Raw genomic sequence first — 23,910 nt, 5'->3', positions numbered from 1 at the left:
TTTTCTTTTTGCGCTTCAATAGTGTTATCTTTACCAAAAAAAGAATGCACCACCCAGACTCAGTACGTTTAAACAAAGCAATTAGCGATAGCGGTTACTGTTCCCGCCGAGAGGCCGATACCTTAATTGAAAAGGGACGCGTAACCGTGAACGGCGAAAAGAGTGGGCTGGGCGATAGGGTGATGCCCAATGATGAGGTTCGCGTGGACGGAAAACTCATCAAGGAAAATACAGCAGAAGTATTTATAATGCTGAACAAACCAGTTGGAATTACTTGCACAACCGACACCCGTTTTGATGACAATGTGGTAGATTTTATAAACCATCCCGAACGCATTTTCCCCGTGGGAAGACTGGATAAGCCCAGTGAAGGCCTTCTTTTATTGACGAATGAAGGTGATATTGTAAACAAAATTCTTCGCGCTGGAAACAAACACGAGAAAGAATATATCGTAAAAGTTGATAGGCACGTAACGGATGAATTTATAAAACGGATGGGCTCCGGAATTCCAATTTTAGACACAGTTACCAAGCGATGTAAAGTTGAACGAATAAGCAGGTTTGAGTTTCGGATTATATTAGTGCAGGGTTTAAATAGACAGATTCGCAGAATGTGTGAGTATTTGGGGTATGAAGTGGTAGCACTGCAACGGGTACGATTAATGAATTTGGAATTGGGAGATTTACCAGTAGGACAGTGGCGTGACCTTACTCCTGAAGAGCTAAAAACGCTAAGGGATTCCGTAAAGGATAGTGACGGTTTGCCTATGGCATACCTAAAGGATGGCCGCCAAAAGGCTGTGGAAACAATAAAACACGAAAAGAAAAGGCAAGAGGAGCGGAATTTAAAAAGGGAACAAAATAGTATTGGAGGACGAAGAAGGAGAGGCCCAAAATAGTGCCATGAAAAAACCGCGCACCGATTGAGTAGCACGCGGTCATTTTCAACTAACTAACCAAATTAAATTTCAATTATGAAATCTCAACCATTTTCTTCAATGCTTTCTTTTCTTCCATTTTAGGAAGGGTAACCCGAAGGACCCCATTTTCGTAACTGGCCTGAATTTCTTCAGTTTTTATGTTTTCAGGAAGCTTGAAAGTGCGCTCGAAACTGCTGTAATTAAACTCCCTTTTCTTGAAGTGTGAATCGCTGGTTTCTTCTTTCTTTTCTTCTACCTTTTTTGCAGCTATTTTAAGTGTATCTTCCTCAGCCTCAATGGTAAAATTTTCTTTCTGCAATCCCGGTGCAGCCAATTCGACTACAAAATTCGGCAAATTTTCAATAATATTTATCGCTGGAATGCTAAATGTTTCATAATTATTTAGCGCATCCATTCGGTTCTCCAAAAATAGATTGTCCAAAAGTCCGGGCAACCAAATACTGTTTTTATTAACTGTTTTCATAACTATATATTGTTTGTGTTATTTTTTAAATTCCCTATCACTTATTCAATAACAATTCCAAGTAATAAAACAGGTCATTTTGACCGATTTTTATTTTTTTTGAATGACTTTTTGTCTGGGTTTTGAATATTTATTTCAACATTTATTTCATTTTTAAGAATAATGACATTTGCATTGATTAATTTTAAAATTGAACTAACTCCCGTTTATGAAAAAACTCTTCATCCGAATTTTTGATTTCTTCAATACCATAGAAAGCAAGATTGCCTTTTATCCCACACTATTGGCCTTTTCAGGATTTTTGGTAGCGCTTTTAATGATATATTTAGAGCAACAGGGTATTTCCAGAAAAATTATGGATGTGTTTCCATTATTGATGGTGGAAGATGGCGATACCGCATTAACCGTTTTAAGCGCGTGTTTGGGAGGGCTAATTTCGTTAATGGTTTTTAGTTTTTCAATGGTGATGCTGCTTTTGAGCCAAGCTTCCAACAATTATTCCCCGCGATTGCTTCCCGGATTGATTAGTGATAAGCGGCACCAATTGATTTTAGGGATTTATTTGGCTACCATTCTCTATAATATTTTTACGCTTTTTTCCATTGAGCCCAGTGAGGATAAATATACGCTTCCGGGGTTTTCAGTACTCTTGGGGATAGCTTTCACCATTCTTTGCTTGGTTGCTTTTATATATTTCATCCATAATATTTCACAGAGTATTCAGATCAATAATATTTTGGAAAATATTTTTCACGATGCCGAAAAAAGGCTTCAAAAACTCATAAAATCTGAAGAAAATTCAAACAAGAATTTTCCAAATACTGAAAATTGGTATGAATACAAAGCTGGTCGCAGTGGCTATTTTCAGAATATTTCAACAAAAAATATTTTGAATATTTGCGACGAGGAAAAAACCAAGATTTATATAACAGTTCCCAAAGGATTCTTTGTTTTGAAGAACGGAATTTTTATAAAATCTGAAAAGAAGCTTGATGAAAAGGTTGTGGATGCTATTATTTCAAACATTAGTTTCGCGCGGGGTGAGTTGGTGCAAGACAACTATCTTTTGGCATTTAAACAGATTGCCGAAATTGCCGTAAAAGCAATGTCTCCCGGAATAAACGATCCGGGAACAGCCATTAACGCTATAGACTATTTGACGGAACTTCTTGCGCTGCGAATGCAAAAAAGGGACAACGGAATAATTGTCCACGACGAAAAGGCGCTACTGAAAATAGCCATTGTTAGTTTTAAGGAAGTTGTATATAATGTGATGGCGTCGCTGCGAACCTATTGCAAGCACGACCCGATTATGGTTGAAAAATTATTGTGGATGCTGAAATATCTTGAAAGACAGCCTGCCGCCCAAGAAAATTATCACGCTGTTATAAAAGAGGAAATGGAAACATTGTTAAAGCAGGCAAAGAAGGCTTTTGACTCTAATAAAGATGTTGTTTCTATTGAGAATATTGCTTCAGACTAATTGTAATAGATTTTGAAGATTTTAAGAAGCTCTTCCGCTGGAACCATTTTATCTTCGTAGCATTCCATTTTTTTGAGAATTTGGTCGGCAACTATGGGACGGATGCCCATTTTCAATCCAAAATTTTTTAAAGCGATTACTTCTTTTTCATGGGTTTCATTGTCCACATTCATCACTAAAATCAATTTGTAGAAATGCGTGATTCGTTCCACTTCAGAATATAAAGGTTTTGAAGGCTGTGGATTCTCAAAAAGCGCCATCACTTCCTTATTGGAAATGTCCATTCGCTTTGCAATCTTTTGGATAAATTCAACTTCGGAAACGTTTATTTTTCCGTCGGCCATCACCATATTTATTAAATCACTCAGTAAAGATTTAGGGTTTTTATCCATAACTAAAATTCAAAAAAAAGACCCTTGCTAAATGCGAAGGGTCTTTATGTAAATTATTAATTTTTAAGAAAGCACAGCTTTTACTTTATCTGCTGCTTCTTGAAATTCAATAGCGCTTTGTACGTCCAAACCACTGTCGTCAATCAATTTTTTTGCGATGTCTGCATTGGTTCCCTGCAAACGCACAATGATTGGAATGTGAATAGTTCCCATGTTTTTATAAGCGTCAATAACGCCTTGTGCAACACGGTCACAACGAACAATTCCACCAAAAATATTTATCAAAATTGCTTTTACGTTCGGGTCTTTCAAGATTAGTTTGAAAGCAGCCTCAACACGCTCGGCATCTGCGGTTCCACCAACGTCAAGGAAGTTTGCAGGTTCCCCACCGGCTTGTTTAATAAGATCCATCGTTGCCATTGCAAGTCCGGCGCCGTTCACCATACAGCCAACGTTTCCGTCAAGATCTACATAGTTCAAGCCTTTTTCCTTTGCTTCAACCTCTACTGGATTTTCTTCGCGTTTGTCGCGCATTTCCTCGTAATCTTTATGACGGAAAAGTGCGTTATCGTCAATACTTACTTTCGCATCAACCGCGATAATTTTATCATCACTTGTTTTTAAAACTGGATTTATTTCAAAAAGCGAAGAATCAGATTCGTTGTATGCTTTGTAAAGCGCAGTAACAAATTTTGTCATTTCCTTAAAAGCCTTTCCGCTCAAACCAAGATTGAAAGCAACTCTTCGCGCTTGAAAGCCCAAAAGACCAACAGCGGGATCTATTTCTTCCGTGAAAATTAAATGTGGAGTTTCTTCGGCAACGGTTTCAATATCCATCCCACCTTCGGTAGAATACATAATCATGTTTCTTCCGGTGGAACGGTTTAAAAGCACGCTCATATAAAATTCATTTGGCTCGCTGTCGCCAGGATAGTAAACATCCTCGGCAACCAAAACTTGGTGAACTCTTTTTCCCTCAGCAGAAGTTTGTGGAGTAACAAGGTCCATTCCAATGATTTTTCCTGCAATATCCTCAACTTCCTGTAAATTCTTTGCAAGCTTTACACCACCACCTTTACCACGGCCCCCGGCGTGAACTTGTGCCTTAATAACATGCCAGCCCGTTCCGGTTTGTTCGGTAAGTTTTTTTGCAGCTTCCACAGCCTCTTTTGGGGTGGTTGCCACGATACCGCGTTGTATTTCAACGCCAAAACTGTTTAAAATTTCTTTTCCCTGATATTCGTGTAAATTCATAGTAGCGGTTTTGTACTTGTTTATGGATTGCAAAAATAACAAATGTTGCAGGAATGCACTAATGTTTTTTAAGGCATTACTTGTGAAATTTCCAAAGAATTATTGAAAATGAAAAATTAAGTAATTATTAATGAAGTAATTGCCAAGACATCCCTATTTTTGCGCCTTAATTTTTAAAAATTTATTCAAAAAAGATGAAAAATCAAGACCTTTTGGCAATTGCCCAAGAATTCGGAAGCCCTGTTTATGTTTATGACGCCGCTAAAATTGAAAAGCAGTATAAACGTTTGACCAGCGCTTTTGATAAGGTGGAGAGTTTGAGAATAAATTATGCAGTGAAGGCACTTTCAAATATTTCAATATTGAAATTGCTCATTAATATGGGAAGTGGTTTGGACACTGTTTCCATACAGGAAGTGATGCTTAGCTTGGAAGCTGGTGCAAAACCTGAGGATATAATCTACACACCCAACGGAATTTCATTGGAAGAAATTGAAAAAGCCGCAAAATTAGGCGTGCAAATAAATATTGACAACCTTTCCATTTTGGAGCAATTCGGGACCAAGCATCCTAAAACTCCGGTTTGTATTCGAATAAACCCGCACGTTATGGCTGGTGGAAATGCTAATATTTCCGTGGGGCATATTGATAGCAAGTTTGGAATTTCAATACACCAAATGCCTTTACTGAAAAGGATTGTTGAAAATACTGGAATGAACATCAACGGAATCCATATGCACACGGGGAGTGATATTTTGGATATTGACGTTTTCCTTTATGCTTCGGAAATACTTTTCAACGCTGCTGAAAATTTTGAAAATCTTGAATTTATCGACTTTGGAAGCGGTTTCAAAGTTCCCTATAAAGATGGCGATATTGAAACAAACGTAGAAGAATTAGGGAAAAAATTGAGCAAGCGTTTTAATGACTTCTGTAAAAAATACGGAAAAAAACTAACCTTGGCTTTTGAACCTGGCAAATTTTTGGTGAGTGAAGCTGGGCAGTTTTTGGTAAAGGTAAATGTTATAAAACAGACTACTTCTACCGTATTTGCTCAAGTTGATAGTGGTTTTAACCATTTGATCCGCCCGATGCTTTACGGTTCCCAGCACGAAATTTCAAACGTTTCTCGACCCCATGGAAGAGACCGATTTTATACAGTAACTGGTTATATCTGTGAAACCGATACTTTCGCAAACAACCGCCGCATTCCAGAATTGCACGAGGGTGATATTCTTTCTTTCCATAATGCGGGCGCGTATTGCTTTACTATGGCAAGCAATTACAATTCCCGTTACCGCCCTGCGGAAGTGCTATGGTATAAGGGAAAAGCGCATTTAATTCGTAAAAGGGAGACTTTTGAGGATATTTTGAAAAATCAAATCGTAGTTGAATTGTAAGATTACAAATTCATCATATTTCAAAAATAGCTCAATCTAAGCTTGTCGAAAAACTTTGCGTTTGCACTTCGAAAAGCACAGTGTGGCAAACTAAATTATCTTTTATATAAATTACTCCTGGCGGGTATATATTATTTTTCGGATAGCTTTAGCGCCATTTGAAGAAAAACCATAGATTTGTTTAAATTCTTATAGGAAATTTTAAACAGAATTATAGGTTGACAAATACTTCATCAGATTTCAAAGAAAAACATTTCGATACCATTATTATTGGGAGTGGTGTGGGCGGACTTTCCGCAGCAATTTGTTTGGCCCGCGCTGGACAAAAAGTTTTGGTTTTGGAGCAACACGATGTTCCGGGCGGTTGGTGCCATAGTTTTTATTTGAATGGGCATCGTTTTACGCCGGGTGTGCATTATGTTGGCCTTTTGGAAAAAGGACAATCCACTGCCCAGCTTTACGAGGGATTGGGCATTGCAAACGACCTTACTTTTTTCAGAATGAATCCTTCTGCCTACGAACATGCATACATAGGCGAGGAACGTTTTGATTTTCCTGGAAATTTTGATGAGCTGGTCAATTCGCTAACGGAAAGATTTCCAAAGGAAGAAAAAAATATAAAAAAGTATTTAAGCCTTGTTAGAAATGTGAGTGCGGAACTGCAACTGCTTCCTGATGTGGAAGGATTTTGGCAGCATTTGACCATTCCCTTTCGAACTAAAAACATGGGAAAGTATGCGCTTTTCAGTTTAAAGCGGGTTATAGATTGGCATATTAAAGACCCGCTGCTTAAAAAAATTCTAAACATACAATTTGGCGACCATGGGCTGGCTCCTGCAAAAGCCAGTTTTCCATTGCATTGTGCTGTTATGGACCATTATTTCAATGGGGGTTTTTATCCCTGCGGTGGTGGAGGTGCAATTGTAAAAGCGATGACAACTGCAATAAAAAATTACGATGGAGAAGTAAAAACGCAACAATCAGTCAAGCGAATTTTACTTGAAGGAAAGAAGAAAAAAACTGCAATTGGCGTTGAATTGGCAAGTGGGAAGCGGTTGTTTGCCAAACGGATAATTTCGAACGCCGATCCAAATATTACCTATCAAAAACTTATTGGGGAAGAAAATTTGAGCAGAAGACTTCAAAAAAAACTAAATAAAACTAGTTATTCCTGTACTTCCTTAATGCTATTTCTAACGGTGGAAATGGATTTAAAAGCTTCCGGAATCGATTCTGGAAATATCTGGCTGATGCCAAACGAGGACATGGATACAGTTTATGAACGAATGATGATGCCGGATATAACCAATGGGGAAGCCTTTGAGGGAATGTTTATTAGCTGTACAACTTTAAAAGATCCTTCCAGCTTTGATGGAAAACATCACAGCATAGAAGCTATAACTTATTTGGATTATAAAAGCTTTGAAAAATTTGAAAATGAAAGTGAAATTCGCACAGAAGGATATCTTCAATTTAAAGAGTTGCTTACCGAAAAGATGTTAAAGACCTTGGAAAAGGTGTTGCCAAATGTTAGGGCGCACATTGTTCATCAAGAGCTTGGAACGCCAATAACCAACGAGTATTATATAAATTCAACAAAGGGAAGCGTTTACGGAACTGAAAAAAAGCTCACCCAAATTGGCCCATTTGCATATAAAGCAAAAAGTGAAATAAAAAACCTCTATTTATGTGGCGCCAGCATAGTGAGCCATGGCGTTGCTGGAGCTGGTTATTCAGGAGTTCAGACTGCTGGTGAAATTTTGGGAGTGAAGCAAAGGGAGCTTTTAAAAACAGACACAAAACAACAAATTACAATATTAGAAGCCGAAAATAATATTAATTACCCCAAATGGCTAAATAGCAAAATAGAAAGTAAAAAAAAGAAAAATACAAGTGGTTGATTGAATAATTTTATAAAAAATTATAATATTTACAATTGTATTGTTAAAATTTAAAAGAAGATTCTGTTTTTTAGATTTTAAAATAAATATTGCTAAAAAGCGTATTTCTCAATAATAATACTATCTTTGCCACTTATTATAAATTTTTTAATTAAATACAATGAACAAAGGAACAGTAAAATTCTTCAACGACACCAAAGGTTTTGGCTTTATCACTGAAGAAGGAACAAACAAAGAACATTTTGTACACGTTACAGGCCTAATCGACGAAGTTCGTGAAGGTGACGAAGTAGAATTTGATCTTCAAGAAGGAAAAAAAGGATTGAACGCGGTTAACGTAAAAGTACTTTAATACACACAATTTTTTTAAGGCAAAGCCTCCCAATCGGGAGGCTTTTTTTTTGATTAATTTTCTGGTTTAAAGAAATTTATTTTTAAAAAACTTGATGACAAACATCTGATTATTACGATTTTGTTATAAATTTATATAACTAACTAAATCAAATTTCAAAATGAAAAAATCAAAACTACTCTTGATGTTGTTTTGCATGCTGACCCTTCAGCTTTCTGCGCAACACAAAAACCCAGAAAAAGAGAAACAAGCGGCACAACAGGCCACAAAACCTTCAACAGCTTCGCTAGAAAAACTCATTGCACAGAAAAGTAACGCATATGTGGTTACTAATGAAAATGTAAGTAAAAAGAGTGGTATTCGCCACGTATATTTACGACAAGCCATTAATGGGTTGGAAGTGTACGGAACAGAATCAAGTGTTCATTTTGATAAAACTGGAAAAGTTTTAACAGAACACAATAAGTTTTTGGCTGATGTGCAAGCCACCCTTAAAAATAGCGTACAGGGAATAGATGCCCGTGCTGCTATTGCTGCGGTAGCCAACCAAATGGGCTACAAAATTTCCAATCTGCAGGAAATAAAAAGCATCGGCGGTAAAAATAAAGCTGCCGTTTTCAATAAAGCGGATATTTCTTTGGTAGATATTCCTGTAAAATTAATGTATTACTACAGGGAAGGAATAGGCACACAATTGGTTTGGGAGCTCTCAATAGCTGAGAAAACTTCTACTGATTGGTGGAATTTCCGAGTGGATGCCGTTACTGGAAAAATAATTGACAAAGAAAACTGGACGGTTTCTTGTAATATAATGGACGGCCATAATGAACATTTCCACGGGGAAGAAGCTGTCGCAATACCAACAATGATTGGGCCTCTCAATGAAAAGGAAGCAACAAAAAAATACAACAAAACTTCTAAAAATATTGTTTCTGAAGTTGCGCCAGCGTTAGTAGGTGGCTATAGAGTATATGCAATGCCAACGGAATCACCAAATCATGGCCCGCGTACGTTACAGAACAATCCAGATAATGCAACTGCATCTCCTTTTGGATGGCATGACACAAATGGTGTTGCAGGACCTGAATTTACTGTTACTACAGGGAATAATGTGGATGCCCATAAAGGTTCCGATCGTCCAAATGGAACAGCAGCTTTAATTTTTGATTTTGCAATTGACTTAAATCAGAATCCAGCTTTAAATACAGCTCCATATATCACAAATTTATTTTATTGGAATAACATAGTTCACGATGTATTGTACCAATATGGTTTTGACGAGGTAAGTGGTAATTTTCAGGAAAATAACTATGGAAATGGCGGTGCTGGATCTGACAGCGTAAATGCTAATGCTCAGGCATCCGGAAATTGTAACGCCAACTTCGGTACTCCTGCCGATGGCTCAAACCCTACTATGAACATGTTTTTGTGTAACAATTCAACTCCGTCCCATGATGGGGATCTTGATGCAGGGGTAATTGTGCACGAATATGGTCATGGTGTTTCAAATAGACTTACAGGAGGTCCATCGAATGTTGGGTGTTTAAATAACCAAGAGCAAATGGGTGAGGGCTGGAGCGATATCTACGGCTTAATATTGACTATTGAACCAGGCGATACGGGTACTGATGCCAGAGGGGTAGGAACTTATTTGTTAGGTCAGCCTATTACTGGGAATGGTGTAAGAACCCAACGTTACAGTACAGATTTCGCGGTTAACAACCATACTTATAACGATATTATAACAGCTGTAGCACCTCACGGAGTTGGGGAAGTTTGGGCCACTATGTTGTGGGATATGACTTGGGGAATTATAGGAACAGATGGCTTTGATCCAGATGTTTATAATGGTACTGCAGGAAACAACGTAGCTCTGTCGCTTATTACTGAGGGGTTAAAATTACAGCCTTGTAGCCCCGGTTTTGTGGACGGTCGTGATGCAATAATAGCGGCAGATCAAGCATTATATGGAGGTGCTCATATTTGTACCATTTGGGAAGCTTTTGCTAGAAGAGGTTTGGGATACAGCGCTAACCAAGGTTCTTCCGGAAGCAAAACGGATGGTACTGAAGCATTTGATTTACCGCCAACTTTTTCCGGTTTAGACACTATTGATGAGGTTTGTCTTTCCGATGGAATTCAAACTGGTCTTTCAGGTGGAAATCCAAATGGAGGTGTTTATAGTGGTGCAGGTGTAACCGATGATGGCAATGGAATGACTTTTACATTTGACCCAACTGTTGGAGGGCCAGGTTTAGTTACGGTTACCTATACTGTTAACGATTTTTGTACAGGGACACCAACAGCTATAACGGATGATATTAATGTAACCAATGACCCTCCGGAAATTGTATGTATGGGCTCAGGTAATATACCAATGACAGGCTCACAGTCCAGTAGTCCAGGAACAGCAATCCCAGATAATAATCCAACGGGGGTTACTGTAACAATGAATGTTACCGAAAATGTTTCAATTACTGATTTGGATGTAAACTTAAACATTTCACACACTTGGGTGGGTGACCTTATAGTAACCATAAAATCGCCAGCAGGAACAACGGCTACCATTGTTGATAGACCCGGAAGAACAACAACTGGCGCAGGTTGCTCAGGAAATGATATACTTGCAACCTTAGATGATGAAGCTGCAACGCCGGTTGAAAATGTTTGTGCTGCATCGGTACCTACAATTAATGGTTCCTTTACACCGAACAATCCACTCTCCATATTTGATGGGGAAAGTACACTGGGACTATGGGAGCTCACAGTCTCTGATAATGCCGGGGCAGATACCGGTACCATAAACAGTTGGGGAATAGATTATGATTATGAAATAACCGCTCCCGTATTGGATGTTACACTCGACAGTAGTGGCAACGCAACTGTAAATGCTGAAGATTTACTGTACAGTGTTTCTGTTGATTGTGGTGGCTATACAGTTTTAGCGGGAAGTCCATTGGCTGCAACGGTTAGTTTTAATTGTTCAGATACAGGCTTAAATACAGTTCCTGTTGAGGTAACTAATGACAGCGGCGCAACAGCAACCTGTTCTGCTATTGTAAATGTTATTGGCGGTGGAGGTGGAGGTCCATCTTCAATTATTTGTCCATCTGATATTTCACAAGATAATGATTTGGGAGTTTGTGAGGCAGCAGTTACTGTTCCACAACCCACTGTTACTAATGGTTGTTCGGGTTCAGAGTCTGCATTAAATTTTGATGGTGTAAATGATCAAGTAGATATGCCACTCCCAACTGTATTTGATGATATAGCTAATAACGACATTACCATTGAGGTGTGGGTAAATCCACAAACAGCGGTATTTAGCAGAATATTATTTGCCCAAAAAACAGCTTCAAATTTTATATCATTAAGTTATAGCGGTTCTGGACAAATATTCTTTTATATAAATAATACTATTGGTGTTAATACAAATACCTCAATACCTTTAAATACTTGGACCCATGTTGCGGCTAGATGGAATGCAACAACCCAAACAGCAGATGTGTTTTTTAACGGTGTCATACAAGTCACTCTGAATGGAGGATCTAGTACAACAGGCACAGATAATAAAATGACAATTGGAAGCCGTACCAATAGTGCTCAATTTTTTCCCGGAACATTGGATGAAATTAGAATATGGGACATTCTCCGAAGTGATATGGAGATATTTACAGATTTCAATTCTTGTGTTTCAGAAACCGCTTCAGGTTTAGTAGCCTATTATAAATTGGATGATAATACCGGAAGTACAATAGTATCAGATTCGACTGTAAACGGTTATGATGGCACATTGGTAAATATGGACCCAGCAACGGATTGGGTTAATGGTCAGGTATCATGTAATTCATATACATTGGTTAATGACTATAATAATTCATCAGATGCCTCTGGCACATACCCTGTTGGAACTACAACCGTTTTATGGTCATTATTAGATGGTAGTGGAAATACTATTGATAGTTGTTCCATGGATATTACAATAAACGATAACGAAGCTCCGGTAGCTAATTGCGCTGCGCCATTTACAGTCCAACTGGATGCCAATGGAATGGCAAGTATTACAGCTGCCGATGTTGATAACGGCAGCGCAGACAACTGTGCAGTTGCAAGCACAAGTATAGATGTTACAGATTTCACTTGTGCCGATGTAGGTCCAAACACAGTTACACTAACAGTAACCGATGTTAACGGAAATTCAAGCACCTGTACCACTGTTGTAACGGTAGAAGACAATGTAGCGCCAACAGCTGTTTGCCAAAACATAACCGTTTTTCTAGATGCAACTGGAAATGTTTCTATAGCTGCAGCTGATGTTGATGGAGGCAGTGCCGATGCTTGTGGAATTGCAACTACTTCAATTGATATTACAGATTTCACCTGTGCAGATTTAGGCCCAAATAACGTTACCCTAACGGTAACTGATGTAAACGGAAACACTAGCACTTGCATAGCTGTTGTAACGGTTGAAGATGATATTCCACCAACAATAGCATGCCCTGCAGACATAACTGTCAATAATGATGCGGGAATGTGTGGTGCAATCGTAAACTTCCCAGTGGCAGTAGGTTTTGATAATTGTAGTGTAACAGTTTCCCAAACAGGTGGCCTTGCAAGCGGAAGCGCTTTTCCGGTAGGGGTAAGTACTGTTGAGTTTACAGCAACAGACGGTAGCGGAAATACTGAAGTTTGTAGTTTTACCATAACAGTTGTTGATAATGAAGCGCCAACAATGGTTTGCCAAAATATTACAATTCAATTGGATGAATTTGGAAATGCATCAATAATTGCAGCCGATGTTGATGGAGGATCCATTGATAATTGCGGAATTGCAAGTTTGTCAGTAAGCCCGAGCACTTTTGATTGTAGCGATGTAGGCGATAATCCGGTAGTGTTAACAGTTACTGATATTCACGGAAACTCAAACACTTGTACAGCGATAGTAACTGTTGAAGATGTTACACCTCCACTGGCGGTTTGTCAAAACATTACTGTTGAATTAGATCCTGTAACCGGAACTATAACTATTACAGGGGCAGACCTTGACGGTGGAAGCACTGATGCCTGTGGAATAGATACTTATACTTTAGATATCGATACCTTCGATTGTTCAAATGTAGGTGAGAATACTGTTGTGCTTACTGTAACCGATGTAAACGGAAACATAAGCACTTGTACAGCTATTGTAACGGTTGAGGACAATACAAACCCAGAGCTTGTTTGTCAAGACTTTACGTTGGAACTTGGTGCGGATGGAACGGCTACACTAGATCCAAATGACGTAATAGCAAGCAATACAGATAATTGCGGTATTGGTACTATTGCTGTAGATATTACTGAATTTAGCTGTGCAGATATAGGTGCGCCTATAACGGTTCAAGTATTCGCAAGCGATGTAAACGGCAACTTAAGCACTTGTACTGCAGTTGTAACTGTGGTTGATTTGCTTGCGCCAGAAATTACTTGTCCTGCAAATCAAACTGTAGATCCTGGAGCTGGCAATTTGTTCTACATTCTTCCAGATTATTTTGCAACTGGTGAAGCAACGGCAATTGATAACTGTACGGATCCTGTTACTATACTTTCACAAGCCCCTGTTGCTGGTACACCCTTATCTGATGGTGTTTATACTATCACATTAACAGCGGAAGATGAATATGGAAATATATCAACTTGTACGTTTGAACTTACAGTTATGACCGTATTAGGCGCAGATGATCACAATGCAGACTTAGGAAGTGTGCAGATGTATCCTAACCCTGCCAAGCATACAGTAATGATTGGAAACCCAGCAAGTCTTTCACTTGAAAATCTAAGAATATTTGATATAAGAGGAAGAATGGTCAAAACCATCGACCTGAGAAATATGGGAGCTGAAAAAGCTATAGATGTTTCTGAAATGGCTTCCGCTACGTATCTTGTAGTTATTCAAAGTGAAAATGGAGAGATAACTAAAAGGCTTATCAAAGAATAAATATAGTTTTTAATTTAAAAGAAAACCCTTTCAATTAAATTTGGAAGGGTTTTTTATGTTTAGAATATTTTAAATATAGGAAAGAATAATTCTTAAAAATTTGCAACTTCTTTTTTAGCAATTTGAAATTCTTCTATCATATCGTTCAGGATTTGAGCGGCTGGTTTTATATCGTGAATAAGTCCCGCAATTTGGCCAATTTCCAATTCTCCTTCTTCCAAATCACCTTCAAACATTCCTTTTTTTGCTCGGGCGCGACCCAAATGATTTATTAAATCTTCTTTGGTAGGTCCAGTTGTGTAAAGCTGCATTACACTTTCAAAGAATTTATTTTTTAGCATCCTAACAGGCGCCAATTCTTTTAGAGTAAGTTGGGTGTCACCTTCTTTAGCATCTATTACCATTTGTTTAAAAGCGCTATGTGATGAAGCCTCTTCCGAAGCAACAAAACGGCTTCCCACTTGCACACCGTCTGCACCCAAAACCATAGCGGCCAACATGCCGCGACCTGTTGCAATTCCACCGGCGGCTATCAATGGAATATCCAACTGTTCTTTTACCATTGGTATTAAAGTAAAAGTCGTTGTTTCTTCTCGACCATTGTGTCCACCAGCCTCAAAACCTTCAGCAACTATAGCGTCCACTCCAGCTTCTTGTGCTTTTAAAGCAAATTTCACACTACTTACTACGTGAACTACAGTAATTCCTTTCGCTTTCAGTTTTGAAGTATATGTTTTTGGATTTCCTGCTGAGGTGAAAACTATTTTTACACCTTCTTCAATAATAATATCGATGATTTTTTCAATATCAGGGTAGAGCATCGGCACGTTTACGCCAAAAGGTTTATCGGTAGCCTTTTTACATTTTTGAATATGCTCCCGGAGAATTTCAGGATACATAGAACCTGCGCCTAAAAGACCCAAGCCACCAGAATTGGAAACAGCGGTGGCAAGTCGCCAACCGCTGTTCCAAATCATTCCAGCTTGAATTATAGGGTATTGAATATTAAAAAGTTCGGTAATCCGGTTTTTCACTATTCTTTAATAATTTTATAACTCGTTGTTTTGTTGTTTGATGTGATTGAAGCAATGTACATTCCAGAAGCAAGCCCAGATACATCAATTCTATTTTTCAAAGTAGAGATATTTGCTTGAAGGATTCTTTCACCTAAAATATTGAAAAGCATAAATTCAGCATTTTCTGAATTTTTCGGGAAAGAAATATTTATTTCTGTTGTTACGGGGTTTGGATACAACGCAAAATTAGAATCAAGCATTTGTTCTTCAATACCGATAGTTATAAGTGCGTTCAAAGCTGAGCCGAAATCTGGAATTCCATAGCCATATTCATCTGTTGGATTGTTATATCTATCAGCAGATTCACGAATAGCCTGCATAACTACATCATTTTTCAAAGTCGGCACCGCGCTCCATAAAGAAGCTACCGCTCCAGCTGTAATTGGTGAACTAAAAGAGGTTCCACTTGCAGTAGTTACGTTTCCATTTTGGCTAACAATTGCCGCATCTAAACCTTTAGCCATTACATCTGGCTTGATAACACCTGAAGAATTAGGGCCTCGAGAACTGAAAGACACATAGTTTTCATTAGCATCTACTGCACCAATGGTCAATGAACCAGGAGCGTCTGACGGAGTAGCTACAAATCCAAAATCATTTCCAGCATTTCCGGCAGATACCACATTTATCATTCCTTTTTCAAAACCTATATTAGAGCCACGCGCAGCAATGGTGGTTAGCCCATCTAAATCTGCATATTCGTGGTCAAAGCTAGTATTATCAAATGTTTGATAGCTTAATGATGTATTTGTAACATAAACTCCTAAACTATCGGCGCGTTCCAATGCTTCAACCCAATATGCTTCTTCCGCAGGGCTTTCACTATTTCCGTCTTCTGTGACGTATAAATAATATGATGCACCTGGAGCTGTACCCACAAACTGACCGTTCAAAAATCCTGCAGCGTCACTAAAAGTTGCAGCACCGTGGTTTCCTGTTCCATTTGGATTTTCACTTCTATCAACAAAATCATAATAACCTAAGAGTCTGCCTTCATTTCTAAGAGTTGCATAGGCTGGGTTGGTTAATACTCCAGGATAACCATTGTCCATAAACGCTACAATTATGTCTTGGCCAGTATAATCATTCTCGTGAAGGTAATCCACATTAATCATTTCTGTCTGGTTGGTTGCGCTTCCGTAATTGTAAACAGGTCTTGATGGGAATTGGTTTTCAACTTCAAATTTGTCTTTTGTAAATTGTTTTCCTCCAATAGGTCTGTTCAAACTCTTATCTGCAAACTCCACATCTGTAACGAATGGTAGGTTCAAGAGGTTGTTGATATTGGTTTCTGTTCCACGAACGTAAACAGCATTAAGCCATTTTGATTTTGCAAGAACAGTAATTCCTGTTGCGGCATCAATGGCGGCTTTCTGTGTTTCATTCAATGGTACATCACGGTCGTCAATTGCGATGCCGTGTGTATTTTTTCTATCAATGGCCGCTTGGGTCATAATGGTTAGTGGGTTTGCAAGAGCAGCGGAAACTACGGCAGGATCTTTAGCCTCCAAGAATACAAGCGCATCCTCGGTTTGGGCAAAACTGAAGCTTGAAACAAAAAGAATAAGTAATAGGGATAATTTTTTCATCATTTGTTTTTTTTTAAGAGATTACCCCACTTCCAAGTAATTCAGGACCGTCATACCAAGCAACAAATTGGCCTTCGGTAATGGCGGATTGTGGGTTTTCAAATATAACATAAAGTCCGGAAACTGTGAAGTGTAATGTTGCTTTTTCTAAAGGTTGCCTATAACGTATGCGGGCTTTGACCTCCATTTTTTCATCTTCGACAAGTTTTAGGTCTTCGCGGATCCAATGTATTTCTTCGTTTTTAACAAAAAGACCACGACGATATAGGCCAGGATGGTCTTTGCCTTGGCCGGTGTAAATTATGTTTTCTTCCACATCGGTGTCTATTACAAACAACGGTTCTTTGGTTCCACCTACGGCTAATCCTTTACGTTGGCCCTTAGTAAAATAGTGCGCTCCGTGGTGGGTGCCTACCTGCTTTCCATCTACTTTTGAATATTTTCTTTTAGCGGAAAGATATTTTAGTTTTTCTTCTACGGAAGAAAATTCGGATTGTATTCTTTTGTATTCTGAAAAACTTGCTGGAACTTCCACAATTGCGCCATCTTTCGGAGCCAATTTCTGCTGAAGAAACTCGGGCAACCTCACTTTTCCGATAAAACACAAACCTTGAGAATCACGTTTTTCGGCAGTAATAAGATTTTGTTCCGAAGCTATTTTACGAACTTCAGACTTTAATAATTCCCCAATTGGGAAAAGGGTTTTTGAAAGCTGCTCTTGTGAAAGTTGACACAAAAAATAGGATTGGTCTTTATTTGGATCCTTTCCGGCAAGTAATTGATACACTTCAGTACCGTCTTTTTCAAAAGTGCCCTTTCTGCAATAATGACCCGTTGCCACAAAGTCTGCGCCTAAGCCAAGGGCAATTTTCATAAAAACATCAAACTTTATCTCGCGATTGCACAGCACATCTGGGTTTGGAGTGCGGCCCATTTGGTATTCCCGAAACATATAATCAACAATACGTTCTTTATATTCTTCGCTTAAATCAACAGTTTGAAATGGAATTCCTAGTTTTTCGGCTACAAGCATTGCATCATTGCTGTCTTCTAGCCACGGACATTCGTCTGAAATTGTTACGGAATCATCGTGCCAATTCTTCATAAAAAGTCCAATAACATCATAGCCTTGCTCTTTTAAAAGATAGGTCGCTACGCTGGAGTCAACACCTCCACTTAGTCCTACGACAACTCGTTTTTTCATAAGATTTTAAATATTTACAAAGATACTGTTTGTAAGCACCAAATAACAAATTTCAAATTCCAAAGAAATCACAAAATGCCAGTATTCCAAAAAAGCTTTTTTTTGAAGTTGTAGGTTACTGTTTATTCCATTTTAGTTTATTAGTCCCCATTATTAAAAGCCATAAGCAAATACCTATTTCTCCAATGGTTGCAGGATACCGTGCGATTTCAGAAATAATTGTTTTATTAAAATCTGAATATAAAAAACCTCCAAAAAAAGTGGTCAAATAACCAATACAGCCTAACATTAAAAATATTCCTAGAATTTTTGGCAGAAAACCTGATTTATAAACTATGTATCCAAAAGGAAATAGCCAAAGTCCCCAGAATATTTGTGATATTTCAATACCGTTGTAATAGCTTTCAATATGAAGCATCACTTGGGTTTGAAGTTCAGTTTCACCAAATTTTTTTAAATATTCAGGATTATTAATTAATGTTAAAACTGAAAATTTATTTAAGATATTCACAAAAAATATTGGCACACTTATTAATGCAAAAATCACCATAAGACTTGCGTAAACTTTGTTCACTTCGTGTAACAGTTTGTATAATGCAAGTGGTAAAAGTATGTAAATTAGAAAAGTGATAATGCCACTGACAATTCCTAATCGGAATAAGAATTCAGAATTTGTAATGTTTTCAAACGTTTTTGCAGCACTTTCACGATCTATTAGCAGTGATGGTATATATGCAAGACTAATTATTCCAAATAGTATGAGTATTAAATATAATATTCCGGCTACTCTTGCTGTCTTATTTCTTGATGTCATACGTATAAGTTTAAATTTGTTTAGGCCATTTCCAGGCATACCAAACAATTAAAAATGTAATGCCGCTTTCTAAAAATGCAAAAAATGCGTAAAATTTATACCATTCACTCATTGAACTTATACCTATAAACAACATCATGAGTGTAAATAATGCTCCAAATATTATATTGAGAATTCTATTTATTTCTGGTTTTAAAATGATTGATGCGGCAACCATAACGGAGGGAATTGCCAAAATGATTGATGCTATTAATAACTTTATGGGGCTGTCTAAAATGTTTTCGCCAGTAATTAAACTATTTACTTTACCAGGTGTATAAAGCTCAAAATAATCCCCATATAAATAGCAGAATGTAACAGAAGCCCACAATGCAGCAAGTTTTGTTTTGATATTTACTTTTGAAATTTCCAACATACGCTTATATTTTACAATTATGATTGCATTTATAATAAGGACGTGAAATTTTAGTAAATAGTTGCCTAGGTTTTTTAGAAGTTTATTTTTTAGTAGGTAAAAGCCAAAAAATAAATAGACAAAGTAGAAGAAAATTATAATAAACCCTTTGTATTTGGATTTTTACTTTTTGAAAGTTTCAAAAAACTATTCCCCGTTTTTCTTCGGAAATGTTTCTTCCAAAATCACTTTGCCATCCTTGTAGTATTTCCAGAGGCCGTGTTTTTTATCTTCTTTATAAAAGCCTTCAATTACCACATTGCCATAAGCGTCATAATATATTGCAGGACCTTGAAGTTGGTCTTCTTTATAAAGCAATTTTTTCAGCAAAACACCATCGGGTGAGTAGTAATTATCTTCGCCTTCTTTTATTCCGTTTTTATAAGTGGTTTCCTGTGTAATTTTTCCGTTGGGGTAGTACGTAATCACTTTTCCGTGTAACTTACCGTTGGCATATTGCTCTCGTGTCATTACATTGTTGGACTTTTCGTGATAATAAACCCATTCGCCAATGCGGTCTTTATCCTTCATTTTTCCTTCGCTGACGAGTTTCCCCTTAATTGTGAAATATTTCACTTCAGCAACGTCATCTTTACTGTTGAATTTCTTTATTACGGTAGGTTTGTCATTACATTCCTCGCAATAAAACTTGAATTCGCCTACTTCTTTTCCGTGCTCAAAAGTGCCTTCGTACCGAAGTTGGGTTGTGCCTTCATAGTTTTTTTTCCAAACTCCGTGGCGTTTTCCCTGCGCATCCATTTGATTGATTTCGCTTTGCGAAAAAGCATCGATGGAGCAGAAAATTATTCCGAAGAAAAGGATAAAAGCAATTTTTTTCATTGTTTCATTTCATTTACTTAAAAAAGTAAACGTTGAATTTTCAGTTCTATTTTCAAGTTAATTTTAAGAAGTTGGCCAAAACCTATCGTTTTCCACTTTTTTTCTGTTGCTCAGCCTGTTCCATCATTTCGGCCATCTTGCGCTGAAACTTGTTTTGTTTTTTGGGTGTGGCTTTTTTCACTTGTATTTTAGCGTGAATTTTGTCCTCATCAATAATGAAGTTCTTTATTACAAGCATAATACCAATGGTAATCAAGTTTGAAATAAAATAGTAAAGCGAAAGACCACTCGCATAGTTATTAAAGAATACCAACATAAACAATGGAGAAAGGTACATCAGGAATTTCATGTTCGGCATTCCAGGCTGTTGCTGCTGTTGCATGTTTTGGCCCATAGTCATCATCATATAAACAAAGATGGCGATGGATGCCAAAATAGGGAATAAGCTAACGTGATCTCCATAAAATGGGATGTGGAAAGGCAATTCCGCAATGGTATCATAGCTGGAAAGATCATCCGCCCAAAGGAAACTTTTCTGCCTTAAGTCAAAAGCCGAAGGGAAGAACGTAAAGAGCGCATAAAACACCGGAATCTGCAACAGTGCTGGCAAACAACCTTTCAGCGGACTTGCGCCAGCAGAAGTTTGCAACTTCATGGTTTCCTGTTGGATTTTCAGTTTGTTGTCTTTGTATTTCTCTTTTATTTCGTCCATTTCTGGTTTTAAAACCTTCATTTTTGCCTGTGCCAAATACTGTTTGTATTGAACAGGTGAAAGCAAAAGTTTTATAAGAATTGTCAAAACAATAATGGCTATTCCGGCAGGAAGGAAATCAGTTAAAAAACCAAATACTGGAATAATGATGTATTTGTTTATAATTCCAAAAATTCCCCAACCAAGAGGCATGGCTTCGTCAAGATTACGATCGTACTTTTTGAAAATCTGATAATCCGACGGACCGTAATACATATTCATATTGTAGGCCAAAGCGCCATTTTTAGGCTCTAAAAGCATTTTTACGCCGTACTGTTTTGTAAAAACCGTATCTACTTCCTCGTCTTTCACTAAATCTACAGAGGTAAGTTTCACTTCTTTAAAAGGTGTGTCAGTCAGCAACATAGAGCTAAAGAAATGTTGGCGGAAGTTCATCCAAGTAACGTCTTTTTCAAGTTCGTCATCTTCCCCGGTAGGAGAAAGTTTTGAATGCTTCTCATCATCATACTCATAGGTCAATCGCGAGTAACGGTTTTCATATGAAATGCTTTTCGCGTGGCGATACCCTTTTAACTGCCAATCTAAATACATCGGCTGCGAAGTATTAATAACACCGTCCAAACCTTGGCTATTGATGCTGAAATCCATCATATATTCTCCTGGGTGCAAGGTGTATCGGTATTCAATAAACCCGTTTTCAGAAGTTTTTAGCTTCATGGAAAGCACTTGGTCTTCACCATTTTTGCTTAAAGTAGGTTCAAAATATAAATCTTGTGAGTTTAAAGTTCTGTTTTCTGCTGAAAACTGAAGGTTTAATGAAGCGGTTCCGTTTTTTATCAAATAGATAGGAACGGAATCATACTTATGAAAATCTTTTAATAATGCTTCCGTGATATAACCACCTTTGTTACTGATCTCTAACTTTAGGACGTCATTTTCCAAGACAGTTTTAGCATCAGTTGCTGAAGGAAGCGTTCCTGAATATGCAAAAGAACCGAGTTTATTCTTTAGTTGCTCATAAGCCAAAGAATCTCCAGGTTTCACAGAATCCATGGTGTCAGAAGTTGCTTGTGCAAGTGTAATGTCTTGCTTGGATTTTTCAACTTGTGCCTTTTCTTTTGCAGCGGCTTCTGTCTTTGCTTTTTCCGCTTGAAGTTCTTCTTCGGTTGGTTTGTTGAGGTATAACATCCAAATTAGGATTCCACCGATTAATAAAAAGCCTATGAGTGAGTTAAAATCGAATTTCTTTTGTTCCATCTTTTATTTCTTCTTTTGAACTAATTCAAAAGTGTGTTATCGTTAATTTTAGTTGGCAGGGCAATAATCCCGCCTTTTTTAGTATTGCGTCAAATTGTCTTATTTCTTTTTTGAGGAATGTTCGTGCACTGCTTTAACAAAAGCCACAAAAAGTGGATGCGGATTGGCAACGGTACTCTTGTATTCAGGGTGATATTGAACGCCTACAAACCAAGGGTGGTTTGGTATTTCAACAATCTCCACCAATTCCGTATCTGGATTTATACCGGTTGCAATCAAGCCTGCTTCCTCAAATTGTTCACGATATTTATTATTGTATTCATATCTGTGACGGTGGCGTTCCTCAATGGTCTTTGATTTGTATATTTTGCTTACAATGCTGCCTTTTTTCAAATCACACTTCCAAGAGCCCAAACGCATGGTGCCGCCCATATCTGTAATGTTTTTTTGATCCTCCATAATACTAATTACGGGGTTTTTGGTCTGTGGATTCATTTCGGTACTGTTGGCATCCTTTAATTTTAGTACGTTTCGGGCAAATTCTATTACAGCCATTTGCATTCCCAAACAAATTCCTAAGAATGGTAAATTGTTTTCACGCGCGTATTTTACAGCTGCAACTTTCCCTTCAATACCACGCTCCCCAAAACCTGGGGCCACTAAAATACCATCGAGCTTTGATAGTTTCTTGCCGATAGTTTTGGCGTTTATATGTTCGGAATGAATGGATTCTACCTTCACCTTTACTTCGTTTTCTGCGCCCGCATGGATAAAAGCCTCAAGTATGGATTTGTAGCTGTCCTGCAATTCAACATATTTTCCAATTAAGCCAATATGAACTTCGCCCTTTGGGTTTTTGTGTCTTTGAAGGAATTTGTTCCACTGTTTTAAATCCGGTTTTTTGGAATCTTTTAGATTTAATTTCTGAAGAGTTACCGTATCCAAACCTTCCTCAAGCATCATATTGGGCACATCGTAAATTGTGGAAGCATCAATAGATTGGATAACCGCTTCTTCTTTCACATTACAGAAAAGTGCCAATTTTCTTCGTAAATCATTGGAAAGTTCGTGCTCGGTTCTGCATACCAAAATATCTGCACGTATTCCGCTTTCCATCAATGTTTTTACGGAGTGTTGGGTTGGTTTTGTTTTCAATTCCCCAGCGGCGGAAAGGTAGGGCACAAGTGTTAAATGGATAACCAAGGCGTTGTCATCGCCCATTTCCCACTTCATTTGGCGCACTGCTTCAATGTATGGCAATGATTCAATATCGCCCACGGTACCGCCAATTTCGGTAATAATTATATCATACTCGCCTGTGTTTCCAAGCAATTGTACGCGTTCCTTAATTTCGTTTGTAATGTGTGGAATAACCTGCACGGTTTTTCCTAAAAATTCACCACGGCGTTCTTTTTCAATTACACTTTGGTAAATTCTGCCTGTAGTAACGTTGTTTGCTTGGGAAGTGTTTACGTTCAAAAAACGCTCATAGTGACCCAAATCCAGATCGGTTTCAGCGCCGTCATCGGTTACGTAGCATTCACCGTGCTCGTATGGATTCAGCGTTCCCGGATCCACATTTATGTATGGATCCAATTTTTGGATGGTTACACGGTACCCTCTGGCCTGCAATAATTTAGCCAGCGATGCCGCAATAATTCCTTTTCCTAAAGATGATGAAACCCCGCCCGTAACGAAGATGTATTTTGTAGTGCTCATAAATGCCTTTGCTGAAATAACTATACGGGATGCAAAGGTACATTTAATTGTGGAAAGCAGGAAAGGATACTGGTTAATTGTTAAC

17 protein-coding genes are annotated in these 23,910 nt (G+C 38.0%); 6 read left to right on the top strand and 11 right to left on the bottom strand.

Translation table 11 applies throughout. The annotated features are described in order from the left end of the window. Positions 1–44 precede the first annotated feature (44 nt). Positions 45–899: a 23S rRNA pseudouridine(2604) synthase RluF gene (rluF, locus tag Q2U82_RS00750; protein ID WP_410005869.1), complete on the top strand. Its 855-nt coding sequence runs from the start codon at positions 45–47 to the stop codon at positions 897–899. 73 nt (positions 900–972) lie between these two features. On the opposite strand, the gene Q2U82_RS00745 is transcribed toward rluF, so the two are convergent. Continuing rightward, entirely contained in the window at positions 973–1,404 is a 432-nt protein-coding gene (locus Q2U82_RS00745; protein WP_068760956.1) for an Hsp20/alpha crystallin family protein, read from the bottom strand. 208 nt (positions 1,405–1,612) lie between these two features. Between Q2U82_RS00745 and Q2U82_RS00740 the strand changes: the two genes are divergently transcribed. Continuing rightward, entirely contained in the window at positions 1,613–2,887 is a 1,275-nt protein-coding gene (locus Q2U82_RS00740) for a DUF2254 domain-containing protein (RefSeq protein ID WP_410005868.1), read from the top strand. Here the strand turns inward: Q2U82_RS00740 and Q2U82_RS00735 are convergent. Together Q2U82_RS00735 and sucC are read right to left on the bottom strand one after the other, a co-directional pair. Further along, positions 2,884–3,279, bottom strand: a complete 396-nt coding sequence (locus Q2U82_RS00735; RefSeq protein WP_068760958.1) for a hypothetical protein — start codon at positions 3,277–3,279, stop codon at positions 2,884–2,886. The two genes, Q2U82_RS00740 and Q2U82_RS00735, sit on opposite strands and share 4 nt — an antisense overlap. A gap of 63 nt (positions 3,280–3,342) precedes the next feature. Further along, positions 3,343–4,533 carry an ADP-forming succinate--CoA ligase subunit beta gene (sucC, locus tag Q2U82_RS00730; RefSeq protein ID WP_410005867.1) on the bottom strand — a complete coding sequence of 397 codons (1,191 nt, stop codon included), beginning with the start codon at positions 4,531–4,533 and terminating at the stop codon, positions 3,343–3,345. 194 nt (positions 4,534–4,727) lie between these two features. On the opposite strand from sucC, the gene lysA reads away from it, so the two are divergent. The 4 genes from lysA to Q2U82_RS00710 all read left to right on the top strand — a co-directional run bounded on the left by lysA (position 4,728) and on the right by Q2U82_RS00710 (position 14,160). Then, complete coding sequence (lysA, locus tag Q2U82_RS00725; protein WP_410005866.1) at positions 4,728–5,933, top strand: diaminopimelate decarboxylase; 1,206 nt, start codon at positions 4,728–4,730, stop codon at positions 5,931–5,933. 218 nt (positions 5,934–6,151) lie between these two features. Next, on the top strand, positions 6,152–7,834 hold the full coding sequence (locus Q2U82_RS00720; protein WP_410005865.1) for a phytoene desaturase family protein: 1,683 nt from the start codon (positions 6,152–6,154) through the stop codon (positions 7,832–7,834). A gap of 160 nt (positions 7,835–7,994) precedes the next feature. Next, positions 7,995–8,186, top strand: a complete 192-nt coding sequence (locus Q2U82_RS00715) for a cold-shock protein (protein ID WP_014780844.1) — start codon at positions 7,995–7,997, stop codon at positions 8,184–8,186. 160 nt (positions 8,187–8,346) lie between these two features. Continuing rightward, the gene (locus Q2U82_RS00710; protein ID WP_410005864.1) at positions 8,347–14,160 is read left to right on the top strand and encodes a M36 family metallopeptidase; all 5,814 of its coding nucleotides are present in this window, start codon (positions 8,347–8,349) and stop codon (positions 14,158–14,160) included. 92 nt (positions 14,161–14,252) lie between these two features. Here the strand turns inward: Q2U82_RS00710 and Q2U82_RS00705 are convergent, their stop codons facing one another. The 8 genes from Q2U82_RS00705 to Q2U82_RS00670 all read right to left on the bottom strand — a co-directional run bounded on the left by Q2U82_RS00705 (position 14,253) and on the right by Q2U82_RS00670 (position 23,825). Continuing rightward, complete coding sequence (locus Q2U82_RS00705; RefSeq protein ID WP_410005863.1) at positions 14,253–15,194, bottom strand: NAD(P)H-dependent flavin oxidoreductase; 942 nt, start codon at positions 15,192–15,194, stop codon at positions 14,253–14,255. After that, positions 15,194–16,828 (bottom strand): S8 family peptidase, encoded by a 1,635-nt coding sequence (locus tag Q2U82_RS00700; protein ID WP_410005862.1) that lies wholly within the window; start codon positions 16,826–16,828, stop codon positions 15,194–15,196. Before Q2U82_RS00700 ends, Q2U82_RS00705 begins: the two co-directional genes overlap by 1 nt. Before the next feature lie 10 nt (positions 16,829–16,838). Then, positions 16,839–18,029, bottom strand: coding sequence for a tRNA 2-thiouridine(34) synthase MnmA (mnmA, locus tag Q2U82_RS00695; protein WP_410005861.1), 1,191 nt, complete (start codon positions 18,027–18,029; stop codon positions 16,839–16,841). 115 nt (positions 18,030–18,144) lie between these two features. Continuing rightward, positions 18,145–18,843, bottom strand: coding sequence for a DUF4386 domain-containing protein (locus Q2U82_RS00690; protein WP_410005860.1), 699 nt, complete (start codon positions 18,841–18,843; stop codon positions 18,145–18,147). Between the two features lie 10 nt (positions 18,844–18,853). Further along, entirely contained in the window at positions 18,854–19,258 is a 405-nt protein-coding gene (locus Q2U82_RS00685; protein ID WP_410005859.1) for a DUF6326 family protein, read from the bottom strand. Between the two features lie 186 nt (positions 19,259–19,444). After that, a complete protein-coding gene (locus Q2U82_RS00680) occupies positions 19,445–20,137 on the bottom strand; it encodes a toxin-antitoxin system YwqK family antitoxin (protein WP_410005858.1) in 693 nt (230 codons plus the stop codon). Between the two features lie 82 nt (positions 20,138–20,219). Beyond that, positions 20,220–22,106 (bottom strand): membrane protein insertase YidC, encoded by a 1,887-nt coding sequence (gene yidC, locus Q2U82_RS00675; RefSeq protein ID WP_410005857.1) that lies wholly within the window; start codon positions 22,104–22,106, stop codon positions 20,220–20,222. A gap of 99 nt (positions 22,107–22,205) precedes the next feature. Beyond that, positions 22,206–23,825: a CTP synthase gene (locus Q2U82_RS00670; protein ID WP_410005856.1), complete on the bottom strand. Its 1,620-nt coding sequence runs from the start codon at positions 23,823–23,825 to the stop codon at positions 22,206–22,208. Positions 23,826–23,910 lie beyond the last annotated feature (85 nt).

This window comes from Aequorivita nionensis (assembly GCF_046352995.1).
Classification (GTDB): Bacteria; Bacteroidota; Bacteroidia; order Flavobacteriales; family Flavobacteriaceae; genus Aequorivita; species Aequorivita nionensis.
Note: the sequence above shows the minus strand (reverse complement) of the source record. Positions and strands in the feature narration are given on the sequence as shown.

Excerpts from the sequence above, each read along its gene's own strand:
- rluF (WP_410005869.1), top strand. The coding sequence starts at position 45 with ATGCACCACCCAGACTCAGTACGTTTAAACAAAGCAATTAGCGATAGC.
- Q2U82_RS00745 (WP_068760956.1), bottom strand. The coding sequence starts at position 1,404 with ATGAAAACAGTTAATAAAAACAGTATTTGGTTGCCCGGACTTTTGGAC.
- Q2U82_RS00740 (WP_410005868.1), top strand. The coding sequence starts at position 1,613 with ATGAAAAAACTCTTCATCCGAATTTTTGATTTCTTCAATACCATAGAA.
- Q2U82_RS00735 (WP_068760958.1), bottom strand. The coding sequence starts at position 3,279 with ATGGATAAAAACCCTAAATCTTTACTGAGTGATTTAATAAATATGGTG.
- sucC (WP_410005867.1), bottom strand. The coding sequence starts at position 4,533 with ATGAATTTACACGAATATCAGGGAAAAGAAATTTTAAACAGTTTTGGC.
- lysA (WP_410005866.1), top strand. The coding sequence starts at position 4,728 with ATGAAAAATCAAGACCTTTTGGCAATTGCCCAAGAATTCGGAAGCCCT.
- Q2U82_RS00715 (WP_014780844.1), top strand. The coding sequence starts at position 7,995 with ATGAACAAAGGAACAGTAAAATTCTTCAACGACACCAAAGGTTTTGGC.
- Q2U82_RS00710 (WP_410005864.1), top strand. The coding sequence starts at position 8,347 with ATGAAAAAATCAAAACTACTCTTGATGTTGTTTTGCATGCTGACCCTT.
- Q2U82_RS00700 (WP_410005862.1), bottom strand. The coding sequence starts at position 16,828 with ATGATGAAAAAATTATCCCTATTACTTATTCTTTTTGTTTCAAGCTTC.
- mnmA (WP_410005861.1), bottom strand. The coding sequence starts at position 18,029 with ATGAAAAAACGAGTTGTCGTAGGACTAAGTGGAGGTGTTGACTCCAGC.
- Q2U82_RS00690 (WP_410005860.1), bottom strand. The coding sequence starts at position 18,843 with ATGACATCAAGAAATAAGACAGCAAGAGTAGCCGGAATATTATATTTA.
- Q2U82_RS00685 (WP_410005859.1), bottom strand. The coding sequence starts at position 19,258 with ATGTTGGAAATTTCAAAAGTAAATATCAAAACAAAACTTGCTGCATTG.
- Q2U82_RS00680 (WP_410005858.1), bottom strand. The coding sequence starts at position 20,137 with ATGAAAAAAATTGCTTTTATCCTTTTCTTCGGAATAATTTTCTGCTCC.
- yidC (WP_410005857.1), bottom strand. The coding sequence starts at position 22,106 with ATGGAACAAAAGAAATTCGATTTTAACTCACTCATAGGCTTTTTATTA.
- Q2U82_RS00670 (WP_410005856.1), bottom strand. The coding sequence starts at position 23,825 with ATGAGCACTACAAAATACATCTTCGTTACGGGCGGGGTTTCATCATCT.